This is a genomic window from Mycobacterium sp. 4858, from assembly GCF_900240975.1.
Lineage (GTDB): Bacteria > Actinomycetota > Actinomycetes > Mycobacteriales > Mycobacteriaceae > Mycobacterium.
This window is the reverse complement of sequence record NZ_LT968775.1, coordinates 416,809-442,276: the sequence shown is the minus strand read 5'-3', so window position 1 is coordinate 442,276 and position 25,468 is coordinate 416,809. Positions and strand designations below refer to the sequence as shown.

14 protein-coding genes and 1 pseudogene are annotated in these 25,468 nt (G+C 69.4%); 6 read left to right on the top strand and 9 right to left on the bottom strand.

Translation table 11 applies throughout. The features are described 5' to 3' along the window. Positions 1-5 precede the first annotated feature (5 nt). Positions 6-2,001, bottom strand: a pseudogene (gene lepA, locus C1737_RS02070) (translation elongation factor 4). Between lepA and C1737_RS02065 the strand changes: the two are divergent. After that, entirely contained in the window at positions 1,983-2,582 is a 600-nt protein-coding gene (locus C1737_RS02065; protein ID WP_102417086.1) for a type II toxin-antitoxin system PemK/MazF family toxin, read from the top strand. The pseudogene lepA and the gene C1737_RS02065 overlap by 19 nt on opposite strands. An 82-nt stretch (positions 2,583-2,664) precedes the next feature. Here the strand turns inward: C1737_RS02065 and C1737_RS02060 are convergent, their stop codons facing one another. Then, positions 2,665-3,093 (bottom strand): CBS domain-containing protein, encoded by a 429-nt coding sequence (locus C1737_RS02060; protein WP_102417732.1) that lies wholly within the window; start codon positions 3,091-3,093, stop codon positions 2,665-2,667. Between the two features lie 197 nt (positions 3,094-3,290). On the opposite strand from C1737_RS02060, the gene C1737_RS02055 reads away from it, so the two are divergent. Next, on the top strand, positions 3,291-4,130 hold the full coding sequence (locus C1737_RS02055; protein WP_102417085.1) for a ribonuclease Z: 840 nt from the start codon (positions 3,291-3,293) through the stop codon (positions 4,128-4,130). Between the two features lie 28 nt (positions 4,131-4,158). On the opposite strand, the gene C1737_RS02050 is transcribed toward C1737_RS02055, so the two are convergent. Genes C1737_RS02050 through C1737_RS02040 form a run of 3 tightly spaced genes read right to left on the bottom strand, consistent with a single transcriptional unit; the run spans position 4,159 to position 7,648 of the window. Continuing rightward, entirely contained in the window at positions 4,159-4,998 is an 840-nt protein-coding gene (locus C1737_RS02050) for a transglutaminase family protein (RefSeq protein ID WP_067918728.1), read from the bottom strand. Then, positions 4,998-5,975 carry an alpha-E domain-containing protein gene (locus C1737_RS02045; protein WP_067918730.1) on the bottom strand — a complete coding sequence of 326 codons (978 nt, stop codon included), beginning with the start codon at positions 5,973-5,975 and terminating at the stop codon, positions 4,998-5,000. The genes C1737_RS02050 and C1737_RS02045 overlap by 1 nt, the downstream gene beginning before the upstream one ends. Continuing rightward, positions 5,975-7,648, bottom strand: coding sequence for a circularly permuted type 2 ATP-grasp protein (locus C1737_RS02040; RefSeq protein ID WP_102417084.1), 1,674 nt, complete (start codon positions 7,646-7,648; stop codon positions 5,975-5,977). The genes C1737_RS02045 and C1737_RS02040 overlap by 1 nt, the downstream gene beginning before the upstream one ends. Positions 7,649-7,794: 146 nt before the next feature. On the opposite strand from C1737_RS02040, the gene rpsT reads away from it, so the two are divergent. Further along, positions 7,795-8,055 (top strand): 30S ribosomal protein S20, encoded by a 261-nt coding sequence (rpsT, locus tag C1737_RS02035; RefSeq protein ID WP_067918734.1) that lies wholly within the window; start codon positions 7,795-7,797, stop codon positions 8,053-8,055. 13 nt (positions 8,056-8,068) lie between these two features. On the opposite strand, the gene holA is transcribed toward rpsT, so the two are convergent. From holA to C1737_RS02020, 3 genes are read right to left on the bottom strand one after another with little or no spacing between them, the layout of a single operon-like run. Further along, positions 8,069-9,028, bottom strand: coding sequence for a DNA polymerase III subunit delta (holA, locus tag C1737_RS02030; RefSeq protein ID WP_102417731.1), 960 nt, complete (start codon positions 9,026-9,028; stop codon positions 8,069-8,071). A gap of 30 nt (positions 9,029-9,058) precedes the next feature. Then, positions 9,059-10,669 carry a ComEC/Rec2 family competence protein gene (locus C1737_RS02025; protein WP_199182770.1) on the bottom strand — a complete coding sequence of 537 codons (1,611 nt, stop codon included), beginning with the start codon at positions 10,667-10,669 and terminating at the stop codon, positions 9,059-9,061. 5 nt (positions 10,670-10,674) lie between these two features. Then, positions 10,675-11,520: a ComEA family DNA-binding protein gene (locus C1737_RS02020; protein WP_068093096.1), complete on the bottom strand. Its 846-nt coding sequence runs from the start codon at positions 11,518-11,520 to the stop codon at positions 10,675-10,677. Between the two features lie 192 nt (positions 11,521-11,712). Here C1737_RS02020 and C1737_RS02015 point away from each other — a divergent pair, with 192 nt between their 5' ends. The 3 genes from C1737_RS02015 to C1737_RS02005 are packed head-to-tail and all read left to right on the top strand — an operon-like array spanning position 11,713 to position 14,421. Further along, positions 11,713-12,873 (top strand): acyl-CoA dehydrogenase family protein, encoded by a 1,161-nt coding sequence (locus C1737_RS02015; RefSeq protein WP_068093093.1) that lies wholly within the window; start codon positions 11,713-11,715, stop codon positions 12,871-12,873. Between the two features lie 7 nt (positions 12,874-12,880). Continuing rightward, complete coding sequence (locus C1737_RS02010) at positions 12,881-13,987, top strand: acyl-CoA dehydrogenase family protein (protein WP_102417083.1); 1,107 nt, start codon at positions 12,881-12,883, stop codon at positions 13,985-13,987. Between the two features lie 2 nt (positions 13,988-13,989). Further along, positions 13,990-14,421, top strand: a complete 432-nt coding sequence (locus C1737_RS02005) for a PPOX class F420-dependent oxidoreductase (RefSeq protein WP_068093089.1) — start codon at positions 13,990-13,992, stop codon at positions 14,419-14,421. Between the two features lie 30 nt (positions 14,422-14,451). Here the strand turns inward: C1737_RS02005 and C1737_RS02000 are convergent, their stop codons facing one another. Further along, positions 14,452-25,467 (bottom strand): type I polyketide synthase, encoded by an 11,016-nt coding sequence (locus tag C1737_RS02000; protein WP_102417082.1) that lies wholly within the window; start codon positions 25,465-25,467, stop codon positions 14,452-14,454. Between the last annotated feature and the right edge of the window lies 1 nt (position 25,468).

Here is a 25,468-nt window from a genome sequence, read left to right as displayed (position 1 = left end):
CACGGCTACTTCTTGCCCTTCTCACCCGCGGCGTCGGTGGACAGCGCCGCCACGAAGGCCTCCTGCGGCACGTCGACCCGCCCGATGGTCTTCATCCGCTTCTTGCCCTCCTTCTGCTTCTCCAGCAGTTTGCGCTTGCGGGTGATGTCCCCGCCGTAGCACTTGGACAGCACATCCTTGCGGATCGCCCGAATGTTCTCGCGGGCAATGATTTTCGATCCGATGGCCGCCTGCACCGGCACCTCGAACTGCTGGCGCGGAATCAGCTCTTTGAGCTTGGTGGTCATCTTGTTGCCGTACGCCGATGCCCCGTCCTTGTGGACGATCGCGCTGAACGCGTCGACGGCCTCGCCCTGCAGCAGGATGTCGACCTTGACCAGTTGGGCCTCCTGCTCGCCGGCCTCCTCGTAGTCGAGGCTGGCGTAGCCGCGGGTTCGCGACTTCAGCGAGTCGAAGAAGTCGAAGATGATCTCGCCAAGCGGCATGGTGTAGCGCAGTTCGACCCGCTCGGGTGAGAGGTAGTCCATGCCACCCAGCTCGCCGCGGCGCGACTGGCAAAGCTCCATGATGGTGCCGATGAACTCGCTGGGCGCGATGATGGTGGTCTTGACGACGGGCTCGTAAACCGTGCGGACCTTGCCCTCGGGCCAATCGGACGGGTTGGTCACGATGATCTCCGTCTCGTCTTCCTTGATGACGCGGTAGACGACGTTGGGTGACGTCGAGATCAGGTCCAGATCGAACTCGCGTTCCAGGCGTTCGCGGGTGATCTCCATGTGCAGCAGGCCCAGGAAGCCGCACCGGAACCCGAAGCCCAGCGCCACCGACGTTTCTGGCTCGTAGGTCAGGGCCGCGTCGTTGAGCTGCAGCTTGTCCAGCGCATCACGCAGGTCCGGGTAGTCGGAGCCGTCCACGGGATACAGGCCCGAGTAGACCATCGGCTTGGGTTCGCGATAACCCGTCAGCGCCTCGGTGGCGCCGTGCCGGGCCGTCGTCACCGTGTCGCCGACCTTGGACTGGCGGACGTCCTTCACGCCGGTGATCAGGTAACCCACCTCACCCACTCCCAAGCCCTCGCTGGGCTTCGGTTCGGGCGAGACGATGCCCACCTCGAGCAACTCGTGGGTGGCGCCGGTGGACATCATCTTGATCCGCTCACGCGGGACGATCTTGCCGTCCATCACCCGGACGTAGGTCACCACGCCGCGGTAGATGTCGTAGACGGAGTCGAAGATCATCGCGCGGGTGGGCGCGTCGGCGTCGCCCTGCGGCGGGGGCACCTCGCGCACCACATGGTCGAGCAGGTCGGCGACGCCCTCCCCGGTTTTGCCGGACACCCGCAGCACGTCGCCGGGTTCGCAGCCGACGATGTGGGCGAGTTCGGCGGCGTAGCGCTCGGGGTCGGCCGCGGGCAGGTCGATCTTGTTGAGCACCGGGATGATGTGCAGGTCGCGGTCCAGCGCCAGGTAGAGGTTGGCCAGCGTCTGCGCCTCGATGCCCTGGGCGGCGTCGACCAGCAGCACCGCGCCCTCACACGCCTCCAGCGCGCGAGACACCTCGTAGGTGAAGTCGACGTGGCCCGGGGTGTCGATCAGGTGCAGGACGTAATCGGTTTGATCGACGCGCCACGGCAGCCGCACGTTCTGCGCCTTGATGGTGATCCCGCGCTCCCGCTCGATGTCCATCCGGTCCAGGTATTGCGCGCGCATCGACCGCTCATCGACGACGCCGGTGAGCTGAAGCATCCGGTCCGCCAGCGTGGACTTGCCGTGATCGATGTGGGCGATGATGCAGAAGTTCCGAATCTGCGCCGGCGCGGTGAAGGTCTTGTCGGCGAAACTGCTGATGGGAATCTCCTGGTCTGCACATGCTTGCGGCCGCTTGAACACCGGCTCATGGGTATGTCCAGGGTATCCAGGGCCGGCCGCCGAGACCTACTCGGACACAATCGCGCCCGGGCGCGGCGCGTCTATGCTGCGAATATGGCGTCTGCCCGCAAATCCCAGTGGAAGACGTTCCAGCGGTTCGCGGAAAACCTGGTGTTCGACCGGGCCCCGCGACTGGCCCGGCACGTGCAGAACTCGCAGTCCGTGCTGCGGGAACTGCAACAGGCCGTCAAGATCACCGCGAACGTCATCGCGGCCGCCGCGCCGCAACAGCCCGCGATCGCGGCGGGCCGCCCGGTGACCAACACGAGCTTTCCCACCGCGCAGCGCGCGCGCAAGCTGGTCTACGCGCCCGACCTCGACGGCCGGGCCGATCCGGGCGAGATCGTCTGGACGTGGGTGGTTTACGAGGACGACCCCACGCGCGGCAAGGACCGCCCCGTGCTGGTGGTCGGTCGCGACCGCCGCGTCTTGCTCGGGTTGATGGTGTCCAGCCAGGAGCGCCACGCCGAGGACCGGGACTGGATCGGGATCGGTTCCGGCGCGTGGGATTACGAGGGCAGACCGAGCTGGGTCCGGTTGGACCGGGTGCTCGACGTGCCCGAAGAGAGCATTCGCCGCGAGGGCGCGATCCTGGACCGGGAGATCTTCGACGTCATCGCCGAGCGGCTGCGGGAGGACTACGCCTGGAGCTAAGACTCCCTCCCGCCGAACGTGTAACCACGGCGAAAAAATGGCCGGATCTTCGCCCTGAGTGCACGTTCGGCGAACCGGCGGGTCAGCCCTGGGTGATGTAGGAATGCAGCTGCTGCTGCTCGGCCTCGAGCTCTTCCATGCGGGTCTTCACCACATCGCCGATGCTGACGATGCCGATCAGCTTCTTGCCGTCGAGCACCGGCACGTGGCGCACCCGGTTCTTGGTCATCAGCACGCTCAGGGAGTCGACCGTGTCGGCTTTGGTGCACGTGGCGACGGTGGCGGTCATGATCTTGGAGACCGGCCGCGACAGCACGCTGGCGCCATGGGTGTGCAGCTGGCGCACCACGTCACGCTCGGAGACGATGCCGACGACGCCCTCGTCGCCGACCACCACCATGGCCCCGATGTTCTGCTCGGCGAGGCCCGCGAGCAGCTCTTTGACCGTCGCCTCGGGGTTGATGGTCACCACCGCCGCGCCCTTGTTCCGCAAGACGTCTGCAATCCGCATCAAGGCCTCCAAGCCGGTTGTGATCCGCTTCACATCAGGCTACGGCTAACTTGCGCGGCGCAAAAGCCGCGACGAGAACCGGTAGCCGATCCGTGTCCATACCCTGACGTCGTCGTTCGAAACCACCCCGGGGCCGCGTCGACCCGGATCGCCCGATTGAGCTGCCGCCGAGCGCCCGGGCTTGCAAGATAGGGGCCATGATCGAGATCACGCTGCTGGGAACCGGGAGCCCGATCCCCGACCCGAACCGTGCCGGGCCGTCGACGCTGGTGCGCGCCGGCGGCCAGGTTTTCCTGGTGGACTGCGGGCGTGGCGTGTTGCAGCGCGCGGCGGCGGTGGGTGTGGGCGCGGCCGGATTGTCGGCGCTGCTGATCACCCATTTCCACAGCGACCACATCGGGGATCTGGGCGATCTGCTCATCACCCGGTGGATCAGCACCTTCGCACCGGATCCCGCACCGCTGCCGATCATCGGACCGCCCGGGACCGCGGAGACGGTGGACGCGACGCTGCACGCGTTCCGCCACGACATCGAGTACCGGATCGCCCATCACGCCGACCTGAACGCCCCGCCGGCGGTCGAGGTCCACGAATGCACGGAGGGGACGGTGTGGGACCGCGACGGGGTGTCGATCCGCGTGGCCCCGACCGATCACCGGCCGGTCGCGCCGACCGTCGGGTTCCGAATCGACTACGGGGCCGCGTCGGTGGTGCTGGCCGGGGACACGGTGCCCTGCGCCGGCCTCGACCAGCTGGCGGCGGGCGCCGGCGCGCTGGTGCACACCGTGATCCGCAAGGACATCGTCGGCAACATCCCGCAACAGCGGCTCCAGGACATCTGCGACTACCACTCGTCGGTCCAGGAAGCGGCGGCGACGGCGGCGCGCGCGGGAGTCGGCACCCTGGTCATGACCCACTACGTGCCGGCGCTGGTGCCGGGCCAAGAAGAACAGTGGCGGGCGTTGGCGGCCTCGGAGTTCGGCGGGCGGATCGAGCTGGGCGACGACCTGCACCGCGTCGAAATCGACGCGCCTTAACGGTCATTCGGGAGGTCGCTGCGCCGGGCTACGCCAGCCGGGTGACCTCCACGACGACGTCGAGATCGGTCGCCCCCTGACCGGAGTAGATGCCCTTGAGCGGAGGCACGTCGGTGTAGTCGCGACCGGCACCTACGCTGACGTACTGCTCGGAGATCTCGGTTTCGTTGGTCGGGTCATAGCTCCACCAGCCGCCCGTCCAGGCCTGGATCCAGGCGTGGCTGCGCCCGTCGACGGTGTCGCCGATGACGGCGTTGCGCTTGGGATGCAGGTAACCCGACACATAGTGCGCGGGAATCCCCATGGCCCGCAACAACATCAGCGACAGGTGGACGAAGTCCTGGCAGACGCCCCTGCCCTCGTTCAACGCGTCCAGTCCCGACGAGTGCACGCTGGTGGTTCCCGGAAGATATTCCAGCTCGCCGCGCACCCAATGGGCCGCGGCGGCGACGGCCTCTACGGGCCGGTGGGATTTGACGATCTTTTTCGCCACCGACCCGACCTTCTTGCTCGCCGGGGTATGCGCGGTGGGACGTAGCAATTCGTCGAACCGATCGATCACCGCCTCCGACCGCAGTTCGCTCCAGTCGACGTCGGTCACCGGCGGTTCGGGCCCCTCCGTTTCGACCACCGAGGAGGACGTCACCGTGAGGTCGGAGTGCGGCGCGTGCAGATCGAAAGCCGTTACGGCCGTGCCCCAATAGTCGACGTAGCGATAGGACCGCGTCGCGGGGATGGTTTCGACGCGATTGAGGATGACGTTCTGCCTGGAGTTCGACCGCGGGGTCAGCCGCGCTTCGTTGTAGGAGGCGGTGACCGCCGACTGGTATGCGTAACCGGTGGTGTGCACCACCCGCAGCCGCCACATCAGTTGTCCCCCGGCCGGCCGACCAGCCGGGTCCGATCGCCGGCGTCGGACCACGCCACCCAGGGGGTAACGTGAAAGTACTGGACCGACAATGCTTCTCCTACCTCGTGACAGGTTCGCTGCAGCCCGGCCAGGCGGAATTCCAAGGACTCCAGCAGCACACCGGGCTGCACGAATTCCAGTTCGCTGCGGGCCTGGCCAAGCAGCCGCTGCGCCTCCCCCGTCGCCCCGATCCGGCTCTGCCGATTGTGCAGCAGCTCGTCGAGGTTGTGTTCGGCCAGCCGCAGCGAATAGAACACCGACCGCGGGAAAAGCCGGTCGAGCATCATGAATTCGACGACCCGGCCGGCGTCCAGCACGCCGCGGTAGGTGCGCAGGTAGGTGTCGTGCGCGCCCGCGGAGCGCAACAGCGTCACCCATGCCGGCGACGACGCGCTGTCGCCCACCCGGGACAGCAGCAGCCGCACCGTCATGTCGACCCGCTCGATCGCGCGGCCCAGCACCATGAAGCGATAGCCGTCGTCGCGCGACAGCGTCGAGTCGGCCAGCCCGGCGAACATCGCTGCCCGGCCCTCGATGTACGCCAGGAATTCATGTGGCCCAAGGCGTTTGGCGGCGCGCTCGCGTTCGGGCAGGGCATGGTAGGTGGTGTTCAGGCACTCCCAGATCTCGCTGGACGTCACCTCCCGGGCGGACTTGGCGTTTTCGCGCGCCGCCGTGATGGCGTCGACGATCGACGAACCCCCGGATGCGTTGGTGCTGAAGGCCACCAGGTCGGTCAACGACCACACGTCGAGGTCGTGGGTGGGGGGATCGATGCCGAGCACCCGCAGCAGCAGGCGGGACGCCTGGTCGGGGTCGACGCTGGAATCCTCTAGCAGCTGGTGCAGGACCACGTCGAGAATGCGCGCCGTGTCGTCGGCGCGCTCGACGTAGCGCCCGATCCAGAACAGCGCCTCGGCATTGCGGGCCAGCATCAGCGCCTCCCCCGCCGCTGTTGCTGCTGGAGCTGTTGTTCCTGGGGCAACTCCGTGAGTTGCGACTGTGTTTGCGACATCCGCTGCCCGCCGTCGAGCGCCGGGTCGGGAATGGACTCCGGCAGCGAGCGCACCACTTCGGCCGCGCCGAGCTCCCGGTCGCTGTCCGAGCCCCGCGATGCCAGCACCCAGGTGTCCTTCGAGCCACCGCCCTGGCTGGAGTTGACCACCCGGGAGCCCTCGACCAGAGCCACCCGGGTCAGCCCGCCGGGCAGCACCCACACGTCGTCGCCGTCGTTCACCGCGAAGGGCCGCAGGTCGACGTACCGGGGCGCCAGGGTGTTCCCGATCTGCGTCGGCACTGTCGAGAGCTCCATCATCGGCTGGGCGATCCAGCTGCGCGGGTCGTCGCGGATCTTCTTGGCCACGGCGGCCAGCTCTTTGTCGGATGCTTCCGGTCCGAACACGATGCCGTAGCCGCCGGACCCCTCGACCGGCTTGAGCACCAACTCGTCGATCCGGTCCAGCACCTCTTCGCGTTCGTCGTCGAGCCAGCACCGATACGTCTCGACGTTGGCCAGCAGCGGCTTCTCCCCCAGGTAGTACTCGATCATGGTGGGCACGTAGGTGTAGACGAGCTTGTCGTCACCCACACCGTTGCCGATCGCGCTGGAGACGACCACGTTGCCGGCGCGCGCGGCGTTGACCAGGCCGGCCACCCCCAGCACCGATTCGGCGCGGAACTGCAGCGGATCCAAGAAGGCGTCATCGATGCGCCGGTAGATGACGTCGACCTGCACCTCGCCGTCGGTGGTGCGCATGTAGACCTGGTTGTCCCGGCAGAACAGGTCGCGACCTTCGACCAGCTCGACGCCCATCTGCCGGGCCAGCAGCGAGTGCTCGAAGTAGGCCGAGTTGTACACCCCGGGGGTCAGCACCACCACCGTCGGGTCGGCCTCGTTGGTGGCCGCGGAGTTGCGCAGGGCCCGCAGCAGGTGCGAGGCGTAGTCGTCGACCGCGCGCACCCGGTGCGTGGCGAACAGGTTCGGGAAGACCCGCGCCATGGTCCGCCGATTCTCCATGACATACGAGACGCCCGACGGCGAGCGCAGGTTGTCCTCGAGGACACGGAAATTCCCCTTCTCGTCGCGGATCAGGTCGATGCCGGCGACGTGGATGCGGACGCCGTTGGGCGGGACGATGCCCATCGCCTGGCGGTGGAAATGCTCGCAGGAGGTGATCAGCCGGCGGGGAATGATGTCGTCGTTCAGAATCTCCTGATCGCCGTAGATGTCGTCGAGATACATCTCGAGCGCCTTGACGCGCTGGATGATGCCACGCTCCAACCGGCTCCACTCGGCGGCCGAGATCACCCGCGGGACCAGGTCGAGCGGAAACGGCCGCTCCTGGCCCGACAGCGAGAACGTGATGCCCTGGTCGAGGAATGCGCGGCCCAGGGCCTCCGCGCGCGCCTTGAGCTCCGAGGCGTCCGACGGCGCGAGCTCGGCGTAGATGCCCTTGTAGGGGCCCCGGACGGCGCCCTGTGCGTCGAACATCTCGTCGAAGGCCATCGAATAGATGTCCGACGACGTGTTGTACCCGCCGAAGATGCGCTCGTGGCGCGCAGCACGCAACCCCCGCCTGTTTTCCTCAAGCTGGCTCGGAAGACTCACTTTTCAGATGCTGCCTCAAATTGACGTTAGGGCAGGCCACGGGTTCCCGTTTTGGGAGAAAACGTAACCGACTGATAACCTGGGCAGTCGCTGTGGTGATATCCGGCACCCATACAAACGTCGAATCGAAGAAGGAACTTACAAGCGTGGCCAACATCAAGTCGCAGCAGAAGCGCAACCGCACCAACGAGCGCGCTCGCCTGCGCAACAAGTCGGTGAAGTCTTCGCTGCGCACCGCTGTGCGTGCGTTCCGCGAGGCCACCCACGCCGGCGACAAAGAGAAGGCCACCGAGTTGCTTGCGGCGACCACCCGCAAGCTGGACAAGGCCGCCAGCAAGGGCGTGATCCACAAGAATCAGGCGGCCAACAAGAAGTCGGCCCTGGCCCGGGCGCTCAACAAGCTCTGAGCCCGGCCCGCGCTCACCGGCCCCGGTGGGCGGCCAGCTCGGCCACCGTCCTGACCGCCGACTCCAACGCGTAGTCGGCGTCCGCCACCGCTCCTTTGACGTTGGCGTTGAGCGTCGCCCCCACCTTCATCGCCGCCGCAACACTCTCGCGCGACCAATACCGCGCCTGCTTCTGGGCCTTCTGTACCCGCCAGGGGGGCATCCCCAGCTGCGAGGCCAGCCGATAAGGATCGCCCGACAGCGGGCCGACCCGGCCGATCGTGTGGATCGCTTCCGCGAGCGCGTCGGCCAGCACCACCAGCGGCTCGCCCCGCATCATCGCCCACCGCAGCGCCTCGGCGGCGCCCGCGACGTCACCGGCCACCGCCTTGTCGGCGATGTCGAACCCCTTCACCTCGGCCTTGCCGCTGTGGTAGCGGCGGACCGCGGCGGCATCGACGACCCCGCCGGTGTCGGCGACCAACTGCGAACAGGCCGCCGCGAGCTCCCGCACGTCGGAGCCGACCGCGTCCAGCATCGCGGTCACGGTGTCCTCGTCCACCTTGACCCGCAGCGCGCGGAACTCCTTGCGGACGAAGTCGATTCGCTCGCTGGCCTTGGTGATCCGCGCGCAGGGGTGCACGACGGCACCGAGCGACTGCAGCTCGGTGGCCAGCGCCTTGGCGCGCCCGCCGCCCGAATGCACGACCACCAGCATCGTGCCCAGCGGGACGTCCGCCGCGGCGGCGGCGATCACCGCGGCCGCCTCCTTGCCCGCTTCCCCGGCGGCCTCCAGCACGACGATGCGCTCATCACCGAACAGCGACGGGCTCAGCAGTTCGGCGAGCTCGTAGGTGCTGACGTCACCCGCCCGCATGCGGCTGACGGGGACGTCGGCCTCGTTCTGCGAACCGGCCCGCCGGCGCGCCGCCCGCAACACGTCGGCCACCGCCCGCTCGACCAGCAACTCCTCGTCACCCAGGACCAGGTGCAACGGCGAATCCTCGCTCACTCCACGATGGTGTCACGGCGGACCGACTACGCCGCTCTGAGGATCCAGGGCCGTCGACAACCACCAGGCCAGCGCGCAGAGCACAGCCGTCAATGCGGCCACCCGGGCGGCGGCGCCGGACCGGCGGCGCCCGCGCAGCCGGGTGACCGCGACGACGATCAGCGCAGTCGCCCCCGCGACCAGCAGCACTCCGGGCACCCCGGCCGGAACGGGCACCGTCGCCGCCGGCGCGCCGGCCGACCAGTGCGCCACCCGCACCACCCACCACAGTTCGGGGCCGGTGAAACGGATCAACAGCTGGGCGCCGGCCGGCCACGGCACGCTCAACACCGCCGCCGCGCTGCCGAGCACGGTGATCGGCGCGATCGCCGGGGCCGCCGCGAGGTTGGCGCCGACTGCCACCAGGCTGACTCGCCCGGAGATACCCGCCACCAGCGGGGCGGTCACCACGTGTGCGGCCGCGGCGATCGCCAGGGCGTCGGCGAGCGGCCCGGGGCAGCCCCGGCTCACCAGGCGCCGTGACCAGACCGGCGCGATGACGACCAGCGCGGCCGTCGCGACCACCGACAGCGCGAAGCCCACGTCGACGGCCAGCTGCGGGGCCATCGCCAGCAAGACCAGCACCGTGGCGCTGAGCGCGGGGATGGCCTGGCGCCGCCGCGAGAACAGCATCCCGGCCAGCGCGATCGCGCCCATCACGGCCGCGCGCAACACGCTCGCCGTCGGCTGCACCAGAACGACGAACGCTACGAGTGTCAGTCCGGCGAGGACGACGGCCGCCCGAGGTCCGATCAAGCGCGCCGAGAACAGCACGGCCGCACACACGATGGTCACGTTGGCACCCGACACCGCCATCAGGTGCGTCATGCCCGCCGCGCGGAAGTCGCGGTCGGTCTCGGCGGTGACCGCCGAGGTGTCACCCAGGACCAGGGCGGGCAGCATCGCCGCCAGCTCGGCCGGCAGCGCGCCGCGAACGGCGGCGGCGAACCGGCCGCGCACCGTGTGGGCGGCCCGCTGCACGGCGCCGGCGGTGCCCAGGGCAGGCCGGCCCGACGCGTTGAGCACCGCAACGGTGAGATCGCGGCGGGTCGGGCGGCCGATCCGCGCGGTGAATCGCACCGGCCGGCCCACCATCAGTCCGTCGGCTTCCGATTCGAAGTCCGACGCGCGCGCGAAGACCACGACGCGACCGGAAATCGGCGCGTCGCGCAGCCGCTGCAGCGTGGCGCGAAACATGAGCCGGCCGCGGCTCAGCGAGACCGGGCTCTCGGTGGGTGTGACCGTCACCGGGGCGGCCGTCCCGAACGCCGCGGTGATCGGGTGGCGATCGACCGCTTCCGCGCGCAGCGCGACCGCGAACCCGAACCCGGCGCCGATGACCCCGGCCGCGGCCAGGCCGGTGCCGACGGCTCGCAACGGCCCGGTTGCGCCCCGCCGACCGTGCGCGGCGTACCACGCCAGCGCGCCGGAGGCGGCGGCCAACGCGACGCAACACGCCGCCACCACCCGGCCGATCGGCCACCAGATCCCCGCGGCGGTCACCACCCAGCAGGTGACCGCGGCCGGCACCAGGCGGGCGTCGACGCGCGCCGCGCCCTCTTCGACGAGGCCGGAACCGTCCACGGGTCTCAGACACGGACCAGGGCGCGCAACTTCTCCAGCCTCGCCGGACCGATGCCGTCGACCTCGGCGAGCTGGTCCACGCTGGTGAACTTGCCGTTCGTCTGCCGCCAGGCGACGATCGCGGCGGCCGTGACCGGCCCGACGCCGGGCAGGGCGTCCAAATCCTCCGCGCTCGCGGTGTTGAGGTCGAGCACCTCGCCCGCCTTCGGCCTCGCCGGTCCGGCCCCCTGCCGCGGTGGCTTCGACGTCGGTGTGGGGCCGGACGCCACCGAGCTTCCCAACGCCGCCGGCTGCCCGGGGGTCGGGGCGAGCCCGACGACGATCTGCTCGCCGTCACCGAGCGGGCGCGCCATGTTCAGTCCGATGGTGTCCGCCCCGGTGACGGCGCCGCCGGCGGCCTGCAGCGCGTCGGCGACGCGCGCCCCGGGCGCCAGGGTGACCAGCCCGGGATTGTGCACCAGGCCCACCACGCTCACCACCACGGGCCGGTCGGGGCCGGCACTCGGGCCGGCGGACGACTTGGGACTCACCGTCGCCGCCTTCTCCACCGGCGGCAGTTTGGCCGACATCACCGGCGCGGGCCGATCCCTCAGCAGCGTGAATATCGTGACGAGCACGGCCAGCGCCGCCACGATCGCCAGGCCAATCGCGCCGGCGCGCCCCGGGTCGGCACGCAGCCTGGCCAGCCAGCCGCGCTCCGGGGATGCGGCGGGCAGCCAGCGCGGCAACAGCGAATTCTGGTCCTCGTCGGCCGACTGCCCGGCTGGCGTCGACTCCGCGGCGTCGGGCTCGGCGTCCGGCTCGGCGCCGAGTCTCCGCTGCAAACGCTCGGCGGGAAGTTCTGTTCGCATGCGCCGACCGTAGGTGCGCCAACCGTCGGCTCGGCCCCGACCGGCGACGGCAAGGCCCGAGACTGTGGACTAAACCGAGGCTGTGGACAACGGCTGCGGGGAATGGGTCAAGATGGAGCCAAGAACGGCATCGCCAGAACCGGGCCCTCCGACGCTGGTGGCCACGTTCACCCCAGATGACAGGAGGCCGCCGTGCAACTGGCGCTCACACCGGAGGAAGCCGCGTTCCGCGACGAGCTCCGCACCATCTACACCACCAAGATCCCCGAAGAGGTGCGCGAGCGGGTGCGCCGGGGTGCGGCGGAAGTGAACCACGACGACATCGTCACCAGCCACAAGATCCTGCACGAGCACGGCCTGGCGGTACCGAACTGGCCTGTCGAGTGGGGCGGCAAGGAGTGGACGCCCACCCAGCACCAGATCTGGGCTGACGAGATGCAACTGGCGTGCGTCCCGGAGCCGCTGAACTTCAACACCAAGATGGTGGGCCCGGTGATCGCCGAATTCGGTTCGGAGGAGGTCAAAGAACGCTTCCTGCCGCCGACCGCCAGCCTCGACATCTGGTGGTGCCAAGGCTTTTCCGAGCCTGAGGCCGGTTCGGACCTGGCGTCGCTGCGCACCACCGCGGTGCGGGATGGCGACAGCTACATCGTCAACGGCCAGAAGACCTGGACCACGCTCGGCCAGTACGCGGACTGGATCTTCTGCCTGGTGCGCACCGACCCGCAGGCGCCCAAGCGTCAGGCCGGCATCTCGTTTCTGCTGTTCGACATGAAGACGCCGGGCATCACCCTGCGGCCCATCAAGACGATCGACGGCGGCCACGAGGTGAACGAGATCTTCTTCGAAGACGTCCGCGTGCCCGCCAATCAGCTTGTGGGAGAAGAGAACAAGGGCTGGACGTACGCGAAGTTCCTGCTCGGCAACGAACGGACCGGCATCGCCGGCGTCGGGCGGACCAAGGTGCGCTTGGCCGAGGTGAAGAAGCACGCCGCGGCGGCCGGCGTGCTGGAGGATCCGCTGTTCGCGGCCCGGCTCGCCGAAGCCGAAAACGAGCTGTTGGCACTGGAACTCACGCAGTCGCGCGTGGTCACCGATTCCGCGAACGGGCAGCCCAATCCGGCGTCGTCGGTGCTCAAACTCCGCGGCAGCCAACTGCAGCAGATCGCCACCGAACTGCTCGTCGAGGTGGCCGGGCCCGACGCGCTGCCCGCCGACGGGGAAGGCATCGCGTCTCCGGACTGGGCGCAACACAGTGCGCCGCACTACCTCAACTACCGCAAGACGTCGATCTACGGCGGCAGCAACGAGGTGCAGCGCAACATCATCGCGTCCACCATTCTGGGATTGTGAGGCAGCCATGGACTTTCAGTTGACCGACGAGCAGACACTGCTCCGCGACACCACCCGCGAACTGCTCTCACGCAGCTACGACCCGGAGAGCCGCAACAAGGTGATCGGCTCTGACCTGGGCTGGAGCCGCGAGGTATGGAGTCAGCTCGCCGACACCGGGATCCTCGGCCTCGGCTTCGACCCGGAGGAGGCGGGCCAGATCGAGATCATGGTCGTGCTCGTCGAGGCGGGGCGCCGGCTGGCCCCCGAGCCGATCCTGCACGCCGCGCTCGCACCGGGCGCGCTGATCGCCGAGTTGGGCACGGATGCTCAGAAGGAACAACTCGACGACGTCGCGGCCGGCCAACGCCTGCTGGCCTTCGCCCACCTGGAACCGGGCCACCGCGCCCCGACCGCGGACGTGGGCACCAAGGCTGTGCGGCAAGGCGATTCGTGGGCGCTGAGCGGACGCAAGAACCCGGTGCTCGCCGGCGACTGCGCCGACACCCTGGTGGTCAGCGCCGCGTTACCGAACGGCGGCACGGGGCTGTTCCTGGTCGACGCAAGCGCCGTTACCCGTCACCCGTACCGGACCTTCGACGGACAGCGCGGCGCGCAGATCGACTTGGACGCCACACCCGCGGAGCCCCTGGGCGAAGCGGCTGACGCGTCGCAGGCGATCCGCGACGCCATCATCCGCATCCAGGCGGCGCTGTGCGCCGAAGCGGTCGGGGCGATGGAGGAAGCGCTGCGACTGACCACCGACTACCTCAAGACCCGCAAGCAGTTCGGCGTCACGCTCAACAAATTCCAGGCGCTCACCCAGCGGGCAGCCGACATGTACGTGTCGCTCGAACTGGCGCGCAGCATGAGCATGTACGCGTCGATGTCGATCTCGGACGGCAACATCGATCCGGTGATCGCCTCGCGGGCCAAGCTGCAGATCGGCCGCTCGGGCCGGCACATCGCCCAGGAGTCGATCCAGCTGCACGGCGGCATCGGTGTGACCGCGGAATACCCGGTCGCCCACTATGCCGCCCGGCTCACCGCGATCGAGCACACGCTCGGCACATCCGGCGACCACCTGCACAACCTGATCGACCACATCGGCGACTACGACCTGGCCCGTCTCTAGTCATGGCCGCGCCCGCCACGCTCTCGCAGAGGGTTGTCGAGTTCCTGTCAGCCGGCACCCGTACGGGCATGCTCGGTTACGTTGCCGCCGACGGCCGGCCGCTGGTCGCGCCGGTGTGGTTCGTCGTAGACGAGGGACAGCTGGCGTTCAACACCGGCCGTGACACTTCGAAAGGCCGTGCCCTGCATCGTGATCCGCGAGTGGTGATGTGCGTCGACGATCCCCACCCGCCCTACTCGTTCGTCCAGGTGCAGGGCGTGGCGACGGTGAGCGAGGATCCGGCCGACGTGCTCGACATCGCGACCCGCACCGGCGCGCGGTACATGGGCGCCGACCGCGCCGAGGAGTTCGGCCGCCGCAACTCCGCGCCCGGCGAACTGGTGGTGCGCCTGCGCCCGACCAAGGTCATCGCCGGTTTCGATATCAGCGACTGACGCTGCGGCGCACGCCGACTGGTTGTCCGCTCATGCGGGTCCTGCCGCACCGCCGGGCTCCGCGCCGCGCGCCCCCGACGCCTGTACCACCTCGGGCATCTGACCGGCCAGGTACTCGGCGAGCGCGCCGATCGTCGGATAGTCGAAAACCGCTGTGGCGCTGATGGTGAACGCGCCACCGAACTGACCGTACAACCGATTGCGGAGCTCGACCGCCATCAGCGAGTCGGTACCCAGGTCCAGGAACCGGCTCGTCGCGGCCGGCGGCTGTGCGAGCCGCAGGAATTGCTGCACCTCCTGCTGCAGGAACTCCGTCAGGAAACTGACCCGCTCCGCCTCCGGGACCTCGTGCAGCTTCTTGAGCAACTCGCTGTCGCCGGGCGCGGTCGCGGCGTCGCTCGGCAACAAGTGGTCGAGAATCGGTGGGCGAGCACCACCCAGCATCTTCGCGGCGCGCTGCCAATTGGCTTTGATGACGGTCACCTGGCCCGTGCCGTGCGCGACGATCTCACCGAGCGCGTTGAGCGCCGCGGAGGGTTCCATCGAAACCAGGCCCTGCGCACCGAGATTGGCACGCGCCGCCTCCGACGCGGCCATGCCGCCCTGCGCCCACGGACCGAAGTTCACACTGGTGGCGGGCAGGCCTTGCGCCCTGCGCTCCGCGACCAGCCCGTCGAGCAGCGCGTTGGCCGTCGCGTAGTTGGACTGCCCGGGTGAACCGAGCACGCTGGAAATCGACGAGTAGACGATGAAGAATTCGAGTTCGTCTTTTCTGGTCAGCCGGTGCAGGTTCCAGGACCCCAACGCCTTTGGCAGCAGGGTCGTCCGGAAGCGGTCGACGCTTTGCTGCGGCAGCAGCGCGTCATCGAGCACGCCCGCCAGGTGCACGACGCCCGCCAGCGGCGGCAACTCCGCCCGGATCCGCTCCAGCAGTTCCTCGACCTCGTCCTCGTCGCCGATATCGGCCGCAAAGGTGTGGATCCGGCACCGGTAGCGCTCGGTGATGGCGGCGATCGCCTGTTGCGCGTCCGCGTCGGGCGCGCGGCGGCTGGTCAGCACGATGTCGCCGGCACCGAGTTGGGCCAGGTAGGACGCGGTGTGCAGGCCGAGCGCGCCGAGGCCGCCGGTGATCAGGTAGCTCCGATCGCCCTGCGGCTGCAGCGGGCTCGGCATCTGCAGCACGATCTTGCCGATGTGCCGCGCCTGCTGCATGCGGCGAAACGCGGTCTTCGCCTCGGTCAACGGGTAGATCTCGGCGGGCAGCGGCGCCCACTCGCCGTCGCCCAACCCGTCGGACACTTCGCCCAGCAATCGCCGGATGCGCTCCGGGTCTTGCACGATCGTGCCGTCCAGCGCAACGACCTCGTAGGCGATGTCGGGACGGGCCGCCGCCATCTGCGCATGCGTCCAGATGTCTCGCTTGGCGATCTCGGCGAACCGGCCATTGCGGGCGGTGGCCCGCACGGTCGCTTCCACAAAGCCTTCGTTGGTAAGGCTGTTGAGCACCACGTCGACGCCCGCCCCGTCGGTGTCCGCGAGGATTTGGTCAGCGAACTCCGTCGTGCGCGAGTCGTATACGTACTTCACACCCAGCTTGCGCAGCGTCGCCCGTTTGTAGGTGCTGGCGGTGGCGAAGACGATCGCGCCCTGCTGCTGCGCCATCTGGATGGCGGCCAGTCCGACGCCACCGCTGGCGGCGTGGATGAGCACGCGGTCACCGGGCTTGAGTTGCGCCCAGTCGAAGGCGAGTCGCACGGTGAGGGCGGCCGCCGGAATGGTGGCCGCCGCCACCGCACCCAGCTCGTGCGGTACCGGCGCCAGCAGTTGGGCGGGCACGTTGATCCGGCTGGCGAAGGCCCCCTGCATGAAGCCGAAGACACGCTCGCCGACCTCGAATCCGGCCACACCCTGGCCTATTTCGGTGACGATGCCGGAGAAGTCGCCGCCGATCAGCCCCGGATCGCCCGGGTAGAGGCCCAGCACGTTGAGCACATCCCGGAAGTTGAGACCGGCGGCCTCCACCCGGATCTGAACCTGGCCGGGTTCCGGCGACGGGACCTCCGTCTCGGCGAGATGCAGGTTGTCGATCGCGCCGCGTTCGGTCGGCGCCAGCACGTAGTCGCCCGTGCGCGGTACGGCCAGATGACCGCTGCGCGCCCACGGCAGCAGCCTGGACGCCAGGAACTTCCCTTGCCGCAGTGCGACTTCGGGTTCTTCCAGAGACGTGTCGGGCGCGCCGAGCAGCCCGCCCAGCGCGTGCACGGCCTCGTCGGATCCGTCGTGATCGATCAGCCTGCAGCGCAGCGTCGGCTGCTCGGAGATGATGGTGCGTCCCAGCCCCCACAGCGCGGCCTGCACCGGGTCGACCCGCTCACCGGATTCGGTCGCCACGGCCCGTTCGGTGATGATCCACAGTCCGCCGGGCAGTTTCACCGACTCTTCGGCCAGCAGCGTGTGCACGGCGCCCAGCAGATTGCCGATGTCCGTCTCCAGCCGGGCGGCGAACTCGTCGCTCGACTCCTCCGCGCCCGGTCGACCGCTGCCGCGCCAGACGACGCCGGTGATCGGCGCGCCGTTCTCCCGCGCTTGGGCGAACAGCTGCTGCCAGTCCCGCTGTCCCATGGCCGCGGTGGACGGAATGCAACCCGGCAGTTCGGCCGCCAGCTCGTCGAATCCGGCGACCAGCCAAGTGCCGCGGTCCTTTTCGCCCTGGCCCTTGCCGGTGCTCGACGCCGGTGCGGGCACCTCGTGCCAGCCGAGGGTGTACAGCAGCCGGGCGACATCGCCGCCAAGTCCGCGCAGCAACGCTTCGCGGGGCGCGCGTTTGACGGTGAACTCGCGTATCCCGCCCAGGTGGCGGCCATCGCGATCCACGAAATCAAGGTCGAAGACCTGTGTTTCGCTCTCCATGCCGCCGGCGCGCCACTTGGCCCGGCAGTAGAACCGCCGCGGCATCCGCTCGGCGAGCATCACCCGCCCATAGCGCAGCGGCAGAAACAGGTCGGGGACCGCTCCCTGCTCGGTCGCCGCGAGAAGCGCGGGAAACGCCGGGAAGGCGACGCCGGTGCACAGGTCGAGCAGTACCGGGTGGACCGGCTCGCCGCCCAGGTGTTCGGCGAGTTCTTCACCGACGACGACGTCGCCGATCGCCTCGCCCTCGCCCACCCACAGCGATTTCAAGGAGGTGGACCACGTGGGGCCCCAGGCCAGTTCCATGTCGGCGAAGGTGTCGAACAGCTGCTGGGGGCGGGTACGGTTCAACCGTTCGACCGCGGCGTCAACGGAATCCACCGGCTCGTCTTCGACGTCGGCGCCTCCGGTGACGACGGTGCCGTCGGCGTTCAGCGACCATTCCGCGTCGCGGACGCCATAGGGACGGCTGTGCACCTGGAAGGTCCAGCCACCACGATCCTCGGACGGATGCGAGGTCAGCTGCACCTCGCGAGAACTCTTGTCGGGCAAGATGATCGGTTCGTAGAAGAAGACGTTTTGGACCTGAGCCGGCGTCCCGACCGCGGCAAGGGCCATCGCCGCGTAGGTCGCTCCGGGAACGACAACGGTGCCATAGATGACGTGGTGGGACAGCCACGGCTGCGATTTGACGGACAGCCGACTGGTGTACACGACATCACCGGAGGCCAGATCCTTTTCGCTGCCGAGGATTCCGGACACGGCGGCGCCCGGACCGTCGACGCCGGCGATACCGGACGCCTTGGGCCAGAAGTGGCGGCGCTGGAACGGATAGGTGGGCAGGTCGAGTCTGCGACCGGGTCGCTGGTGGACCGTGGCGAACTCGGGCCGGTGCCCGGCGACATAGGCCGCCGCCAGCGCATCGGAGATCTGACGCCGGGCGCCGGCGCCCTTGCGCAGGGAGGCGATCGCGCGTGGCGCCGCCGAGTGTTCCGGCCACGCCTGCACCGCGGACGCGGTCAGGATCGGTTGCGGACCGATCTCCATCAGCACCGAGCAGCCCAGCGCCGCCACCGTGCGCACGCTCTCGGTGAACTGCACCGGCTGGCGGGAATGCCGCCGCCAATACTGCGCGTCCAGCGGGGTTTCCGCGGTCAGCACCGCGCCGGTGCGGTTGCACACCAGCGGGCGGGTCGGGGTGGCGAACTGCAGCCGCGTCGCGTACGCCTCGAATTCGTCGAGCACCGGCTCGAGCAACTCGGAGTGGAAGGCGTGGCTGGTGTCCAGCCAGGTGCAGCGGATCCCGTCATCGCTGAAGGCCGTGACGATCTGTTCCAAATCGGTACCCGGACCCGACATCACCGTATTGCGGCCGTTGTAGGCGGCGACCGAAACCCGGGAGAACCGCTTGGCGGCGTCCTCCACGTGCTCGGGGTCGGCGAACACCGCCACCATCCGGCCACCCTCGGGCAGGCTGCCGAACAGCCGCCCGCGTTCGGCCATCAGCCGCGCACCGTCCTCGAGGCTGAACACGTCGGCCACACACGCCGCCGCGTACTGGCCGACGCTGTGCCCGAGGACGACGTCGGGCTCGATGCCCCACGACTGCCACAACCGGGCCAGGCCCATCTCGATGGCGAAGAGCGCCGGCTGCGCAAACGACGTGTGCTGCAACGTCTCTGCGGCGTCGCGGTCGGTGTCGAACAGAACCTCCAACAGCGGGCGCGGCAGCATGCCGTCGACCGCTTCCGCGCACCGCGTCACGGTCTCGGCGAATACCGGCTCGGAGTCGAACAGCTCGCGGGCCATCCCCGGGTACTGGCTGCCCTGCCCGGTGAACAACCACGCCGTCTTCGGTGGGTCGCCGCACTCGCCCCGGACCACACCCGGTCGCAAACGGTTCTCGGCCAACTCGTCCAGCATCTCGCGGGCGCCCCGCGCCGAATCCACGACCAGCGCGGCGCGGTGTTCGAAGTGCGCACGGCCGACCCCGGCGGTGAAGCAGACATCGGCGATGTCGACCTCGGGGTGCGAGTCCAGCCAGGACCCGTATCGTTGCGCCAACGCCACCAAAGCCTGCGGTGAGCGCGCCGACATGGGGAACACGCCGACGCGTTCGGTTGAGGCGTCCGGCGCCGGTGTCACCGCAAGGCCGTCCGCCGGGTCGGCGGTCACCGTTTCCGGTGGCGCCTCCTCGATCAGAACGTGAGCGTTCGTTCCGGTGAACCCGAACGAGCTCACCCCGGCCCGGCGCGGCCGGCCGTTGGCCTGCCAGGGCGTCGCCCTGTCGACGACCCGCACCGGCAGGGAGTCCCACGGAATGTGCGGCGACGGATTCTTGAAGTGCAGGTTCTGCGGCAGCACCTCGTGCTGCAACGACAGCACGACCTTGATCAGACCCGCGACGCCGGCGGCCGACTCGAGGTGGCCGAGGTTGGTCTTCGCCGATCCGATCAGCAGGGGCCGGCCCGGATCCCGGTCGGCGCCGTAGACGGCCGCGGCGGCCTGCACCTCGATCGGGTCACCGAGTGAGGTGCCGGTGCCATGCGCCTCGAGGTAATCGACCTCTCCCCCGCTCACCCCGGCGCGGGCCAGCGCCGCGGAGATAAGCCGTTGCTGTGCACCACCATTGGGGACAGTCAGACCGCTGGAAGCGCCGTCCTGATTGACCGCGCTGCCCCGGATGACCGCGCAGATGCGGTCGCCGCTGCGTTGCGCATCGCTCAGCCGCTTGAGCACGAGAATTCCGCAGCCTTCGCTGCGCACGTAGCCGTCGGCGGCGGCGTCGAAGGTCTTGCACCGTCCGTCGGGCGAGAGCATCCTGGCTCGCGAGGCGGCGACGATGGATGCCGGGCTCAGCAGCACGTTGACACCGCCGGCCAGCGCCAGATCGCAGTCGCCGGAGTGCAATGCCTGGCAGGCCTGATGCACGGCGACCAGCGACGAGCTGCACGCGGTGTCGACCGCCACGGCCGGCCCTTCCAGCCCGAGCGCGAAGGCGACTCGACCGGCGATCGCGTTGAGCGCGTTGCCGGTGATGAAGTGCGCCTCGATGCTCTCGACCGAGTCTCGCGACAACAGGTGCGAATACTCGTTGGCGGCCACGCCCACGAAGATGCCGCTTCGGCTGCCCCGCAACGCGGCCGGCGAATACCCGGCCCGTTCCAGTCCCTCCCAAGCGATTTCGAGCATCAGCCGCTGCTGCGGATCTATCCACACGGCCTCCCGCGGGGAGATCCCGAAGAACTCGGGATCGAATCCGGCGATCCCATCCAGGAATCCGCCGCTGCGGCTGTAGATCTTGCCCGGCGTCTCCGGGTCCGGGTCGTAGTACTCGTCGATATCGAAGCGGTCATCCGGGATCTCCCGGATCGCGTCGACACCGCCGGATAGCACCTCCCAATAGCCTTCGGGGTCGGGCGAGGCCGGAAAGCGGCATGCCACCGCGACGATCGCGATGGGCTCGTCGGCGGGCCCGGTCGTCACCGACGCCGGCCGGGCATCCGCCTTGGCGGCCGCCTGCGCGTTGAGACCCAGGACGTCGTCGAGCAGGTAGAGCGCCACGTCGGCCACCCGCGGATAGTCCATCGCGAGGGTGGCCGGCAGTTCCCTGCCCACCGCGTGCTCGACCCGGCGGCGTAACTCGACGGCCATCAGCGAATCCATGCCGAGGTCGAAGAACCCGGCCTCCTCGCGAATCTCCGCCGCGTCGATCCGTGTCACCTCGGCGACGACGTCGCGCAGGTAGTCCACCAGCAGCTTCTTCCGCTGCTGCACCGGGGCGTGGGTGAGCTGTTCGACCAGCCGGGTGTTCCCGGACGACGACGGCACCGGCACCGACTCGGGCAGCTCCCCGGCCAACTCGTCCAGGAATGCCCGCCGGCCCGCCTGCTGATAGAGCGGCAGGAAGCGGGCCCAGTCGATCCGGGCCACCACCCCGTGCGCGGCGGAAGTCGCGACGAGGTCGGCCATTCCGGCCAACGCGTCTGCGGGTGGCAGTGTGCGGACCCCGCGCTGCTCCAGGCGCGCACGGGCCTCCTCGTCGGCCATCCCGGCCGCCCACGGGCCGAAGTTGACGCTGACCGCCGGCACGTCCTGCTCACGCAGCCGCCAGGACAATCCGTCGAGGAAGGCGTTGGCCGCGCCGTAGGCGGTCTGGCCGAAGCTGCCCCAGACCGAGGCGATCGAGGAGGTGCTCAGGAAGAAGTCCAGTGGCAGCTCGGCGGCAGCCTCGCTCAAATTCCAAGCGCCCCAGACCTTGCCCGCGAACACGCGATCGACTTCGGCGTCGTCCAAGGCCCGCAGCGGCGTGGTGCCCATCTCGCCCGCGGCGTGGACGATGCCCGCCAGCGGCGGCAGTTGTGCCTCGACCGTGGCCAGTAGGCGGGCGACGTCGTGCGGATCGGCGACATCGGCCGCGATGACCCGGATTTCACAATCCGACCTTTCCCGGATGGCATCGACGCGCTGCTGCGCCGCAGCACTGGGCGCCCGCCGGCTGGTCAGCACCAGGTGGCGCGCGCCGCGGTCGGCCAGGTACCCGGCGACTTCCAATCCGACGCCGCCCAGCCCGCCGGTCACCAGATAAGTTGCCCCATCACGCAATACGAGCGGCGCCGCGGTCGGCAGCCCCGAACGCCGGGTCAGCCGGGGAACGAAGATGCCGCCGTCTCTGAGCGCGATTTGATCTTCGTCCCGCGGTCCGGCCACGACCTGACCGATCAGCCGGCTCCAGTCGTCGGCGCCGCCTTGGGACAGGTCTGCCAGCCCGCCCCACAGCTGTGGGTGTTCCAGGGAGGCGGCGCGCCCGAATCCCCACAGACAGGATTGCGCCGGCGACACGGTGTCGGCGTCGGTGACGCGTTGCGCACCGCGGGTGATCAACCAGACGGGGGCGCGCAGTTCCGCTGCGGCCGCGGCGCGGAAGAGTCGACGTGTTCCGCTCAGGACGCGGTGTTGCATCCGCAGCAGTGAGCGCATCGACGGCGCCGTATCCCCTTCGAGCGCGGCGCAGTTCAGGATCCGCGGCGTCGATTCGCCTGCCGCCGTTGCGCGTAGCTCCGCTTCGAGCCGTTCCTCGTCGGCGTCCGACACGGGCAGCCCGACGATCCGAAACGGCTGGCCCTGGGCGCTCAGCGCGTCGACCAGCGGCGCGACCGCCGCGGTGTCATCGCTGATCAGCAGCCACTCGGAGCCCGCGCCCGCGAGGGCGGCCGCGACAGCGCTTTTCTCCCAGCGGATCTCGTAACGAGCGTCCGCGATGGTTTGGGTCTCACGCTGCTGGTTGTGTTGTGCGGCAAGCCTGGCCAGCACGTCGGCGGTCTGCCGCTCGGCGTTCGGACCGTCGAGCAGCGCGGCGAGTTCCTCGATCCGGCCGTCCTCGAGAAGCCGGACCGCTTCGGTGCGCGCGGCGGCGGTTTCGGCGACGGACGCGGTGGCCGGGGCGTCCTTGTCGCGAAACCAGTACTGGCGATGCTGGAACGGATAGGTGGGCAGGTCAAGCTTGCGCGTGGGTCCCGGTTGCAGAGCGCCGAAGGCCGGCAGGTGGCCGCAGATGTAGGCGTTGGCAAGGGCTTCGGTGATCTGGCGGTGGTCGGCGCCGTTCCGGCGCAGCGAGGCGATCGCGCGGGGCGCGGTGGCCGGATCGGGCCACGCCCGCAGGGCGGCGGCGGTAAGCACCGGTTGCGCGCCCACCTCGAGGAGGACCGCGCAGCTGAGATCGGCCAACGTGGACACGCTCTTGGCGAACTCGATCGGCTGGCGCGCGTGGCGGCGCCAGTAGGAGGCGTCCAGCTGCGCGGTCCTGCCGAGGGCCGCGCCGGTGCGGTTGCAGATCAAAGTTCGTTGTGGCGCGCTGAATTCGAACCGGCTCGCGTATGCCTCGAACTCGTCGAGAGCCGGATCCAACAGCGCCGAGTGGAATGCGTGGCTGGTGTCCAGCCAGTCGCAGCGAACGCCGTCGGCGGTCAGGCCGGCCACCACCCGCTCCAGATCGTCCGCGGGCCCCGCCAGCACGGTGTTGGCACCGTTGTAGGCGGCCACCGACAGCCGGGGGAACTCGTCGGTGAAGCCTTCTACGCGCTCGGCCGCGGCGAAGACCGCGACCATCCGGCCGCCCGCCGGCAGATCGCCGAAAAGGCGGCCGCGTTCGGCGAGCAAGAGGGCGCCGTCTTCGAGGCTGAACACCCCGGCGACACAGGCGGCGGCGTACTGGCCGACGCTGTGGCCCAGCACCACGTCGGGTTCCAGGCCCCACGACTGCCAGAGCCTGGCCAGACCCATCTCGACGGCGAACAGGGCGGGCTGGGCGTAGCTTGTCTGCCGCAGGGTGTCCGGGCTCTCGGGATCGAAAATGACGTCCAGGAGCGGCTTTTCGAGCACCGCGTCGACCACCGCCGCGCATCGGGTCATCACCTCGGCGAACACCGGCTCGGTTTCGAACAACTCCCGGGCCATGCCGGCGAACTGGCTGCCTTGACCCGGGAACAACCACGCCGTCTTCGGCTTGTCGTCGCAGTCCCCCCGCAGCAAACCCGGCGCGGGGCGGTCGTCGGCGAGCGCGTCGAGCAACTCGGCGGCGGATTGCGTCGAATTCACCACCAGCGCGGCGCGATGCTCGAAGTGGGCTCGCCCGTCGCCGGCGGTGAAGCACACCTCCGACAGGTCGGCCTCCGGATGCGCGGTCAACCAACTGCGGTAGCGCTCGGCGAGCTGCACCAGGGCCGCCGGGGTGCGGGCCGACAGCGGCAGAACACTGAAACGCCGGTCGTCGGGCTGCTCGACGGCGCCCGGCGCCGCGGCCCGGCGGCCGATGTCGTCGGGCGCTTCCTCGAGGATGACGTGCGCGTTGGTTCCGGAGAACCCGAACGAACTGACCCCCGCGACGCGGGGGTGACCGTTGCGTTCCCAGCCGATCGCCTCGTCCACGACGCGCACCGGAAGCCGGTCCCACGGAATGTACGGCGACGGGTTCGAGAAGTTGAGGTGTTTCGGCAGGAGCTGGTGCTCGAGCGACAGGACGACCTTGATGATCCCGGCGATCCCCGCGGCCGCTTCCAGATGCCCGATATTCGTCTTCACCGACCCGATCAACAGGGGCCGGTCCGCGTCGCGCCCCTCGCCGAGTACGGCCGCCGCGGCCTGGACCTCGATCGGATCGCCCAGCGACGTCCCGGTCCCGTGCGCCTCCAGGTAGCCGACGTCGCGTGCCGAGACACCGGCGCGCTCCAGCGCTTCGGCGACGACCCGCTGCTGGGCGACACCGTTCGGTACCGTCAAACCGCCCGACGCGCCGTCCTGGTTGACCGCACTGCCACGGATCACGGCGCGAATCCGGTCGCCGTCGCGGATCGCGTCGTCGAGTCGCTTGACGACGATGACGCCGCAACCCTCGCCGCGCACGTAGCCGTCCGCGGACGCGTCGAACGTCTTGCAGCGGCCGTCGGGCGCGAGCATGTGCGCCCGGGAGAAGGTCATCATGGTTGCCGGGCTGAGCAGCACGTTGGCGCCGCCGGCCAGCGCGAGGTCGCATTCCCCCAGCCGCAGCGCCTGGCAAGCCTGGTGGACCGCCACCAACGACGAGCTGCAGGCGGTGTCGACGGTGATGGCCGGGCCCTGCAGCCCCAACCGGTAACTGATGCGACCCGCTGCCGCGGCGGCCGCCGTCCCGATCGCCATGTACGCGTCGATCGCGTCGTACTTCAACTCGTCGGAGACCATCGCCAGGTAGTCGTGGGTGGACAGACCGACGAACACCCCGGTCTTGGTGTTCGCCAAAGCCGTTGGGGCCGTCCCGGAATGCTCGACGGCCTGCCATGCCGTCTCCAGCAGGAGCCGATGCTGTGGGTCCATCAACATGACCTCACGCGTCGACACCCCGAAGAACGGCGCGTCGAACCCCACTACGTCGTCGACGAAGCCCGCCCGGCGGCTGACGATCTTGCCCGCCGCATCAGGGTCCGGGTCGAAGAATTCCTCGACGTTCCACCGGTCCGGGGGGACCTCCGACACCGCATCGCGCCCTTGCCGCAACACGTCCCAGAATTCGGAAGCGTCGGCGGCGCCCGGAACACGCACTGCGTAGCCGACTATCGCGAAACCTGATGCGCGCTCCGTCCGAGTCTCGGCGGTTGCCATG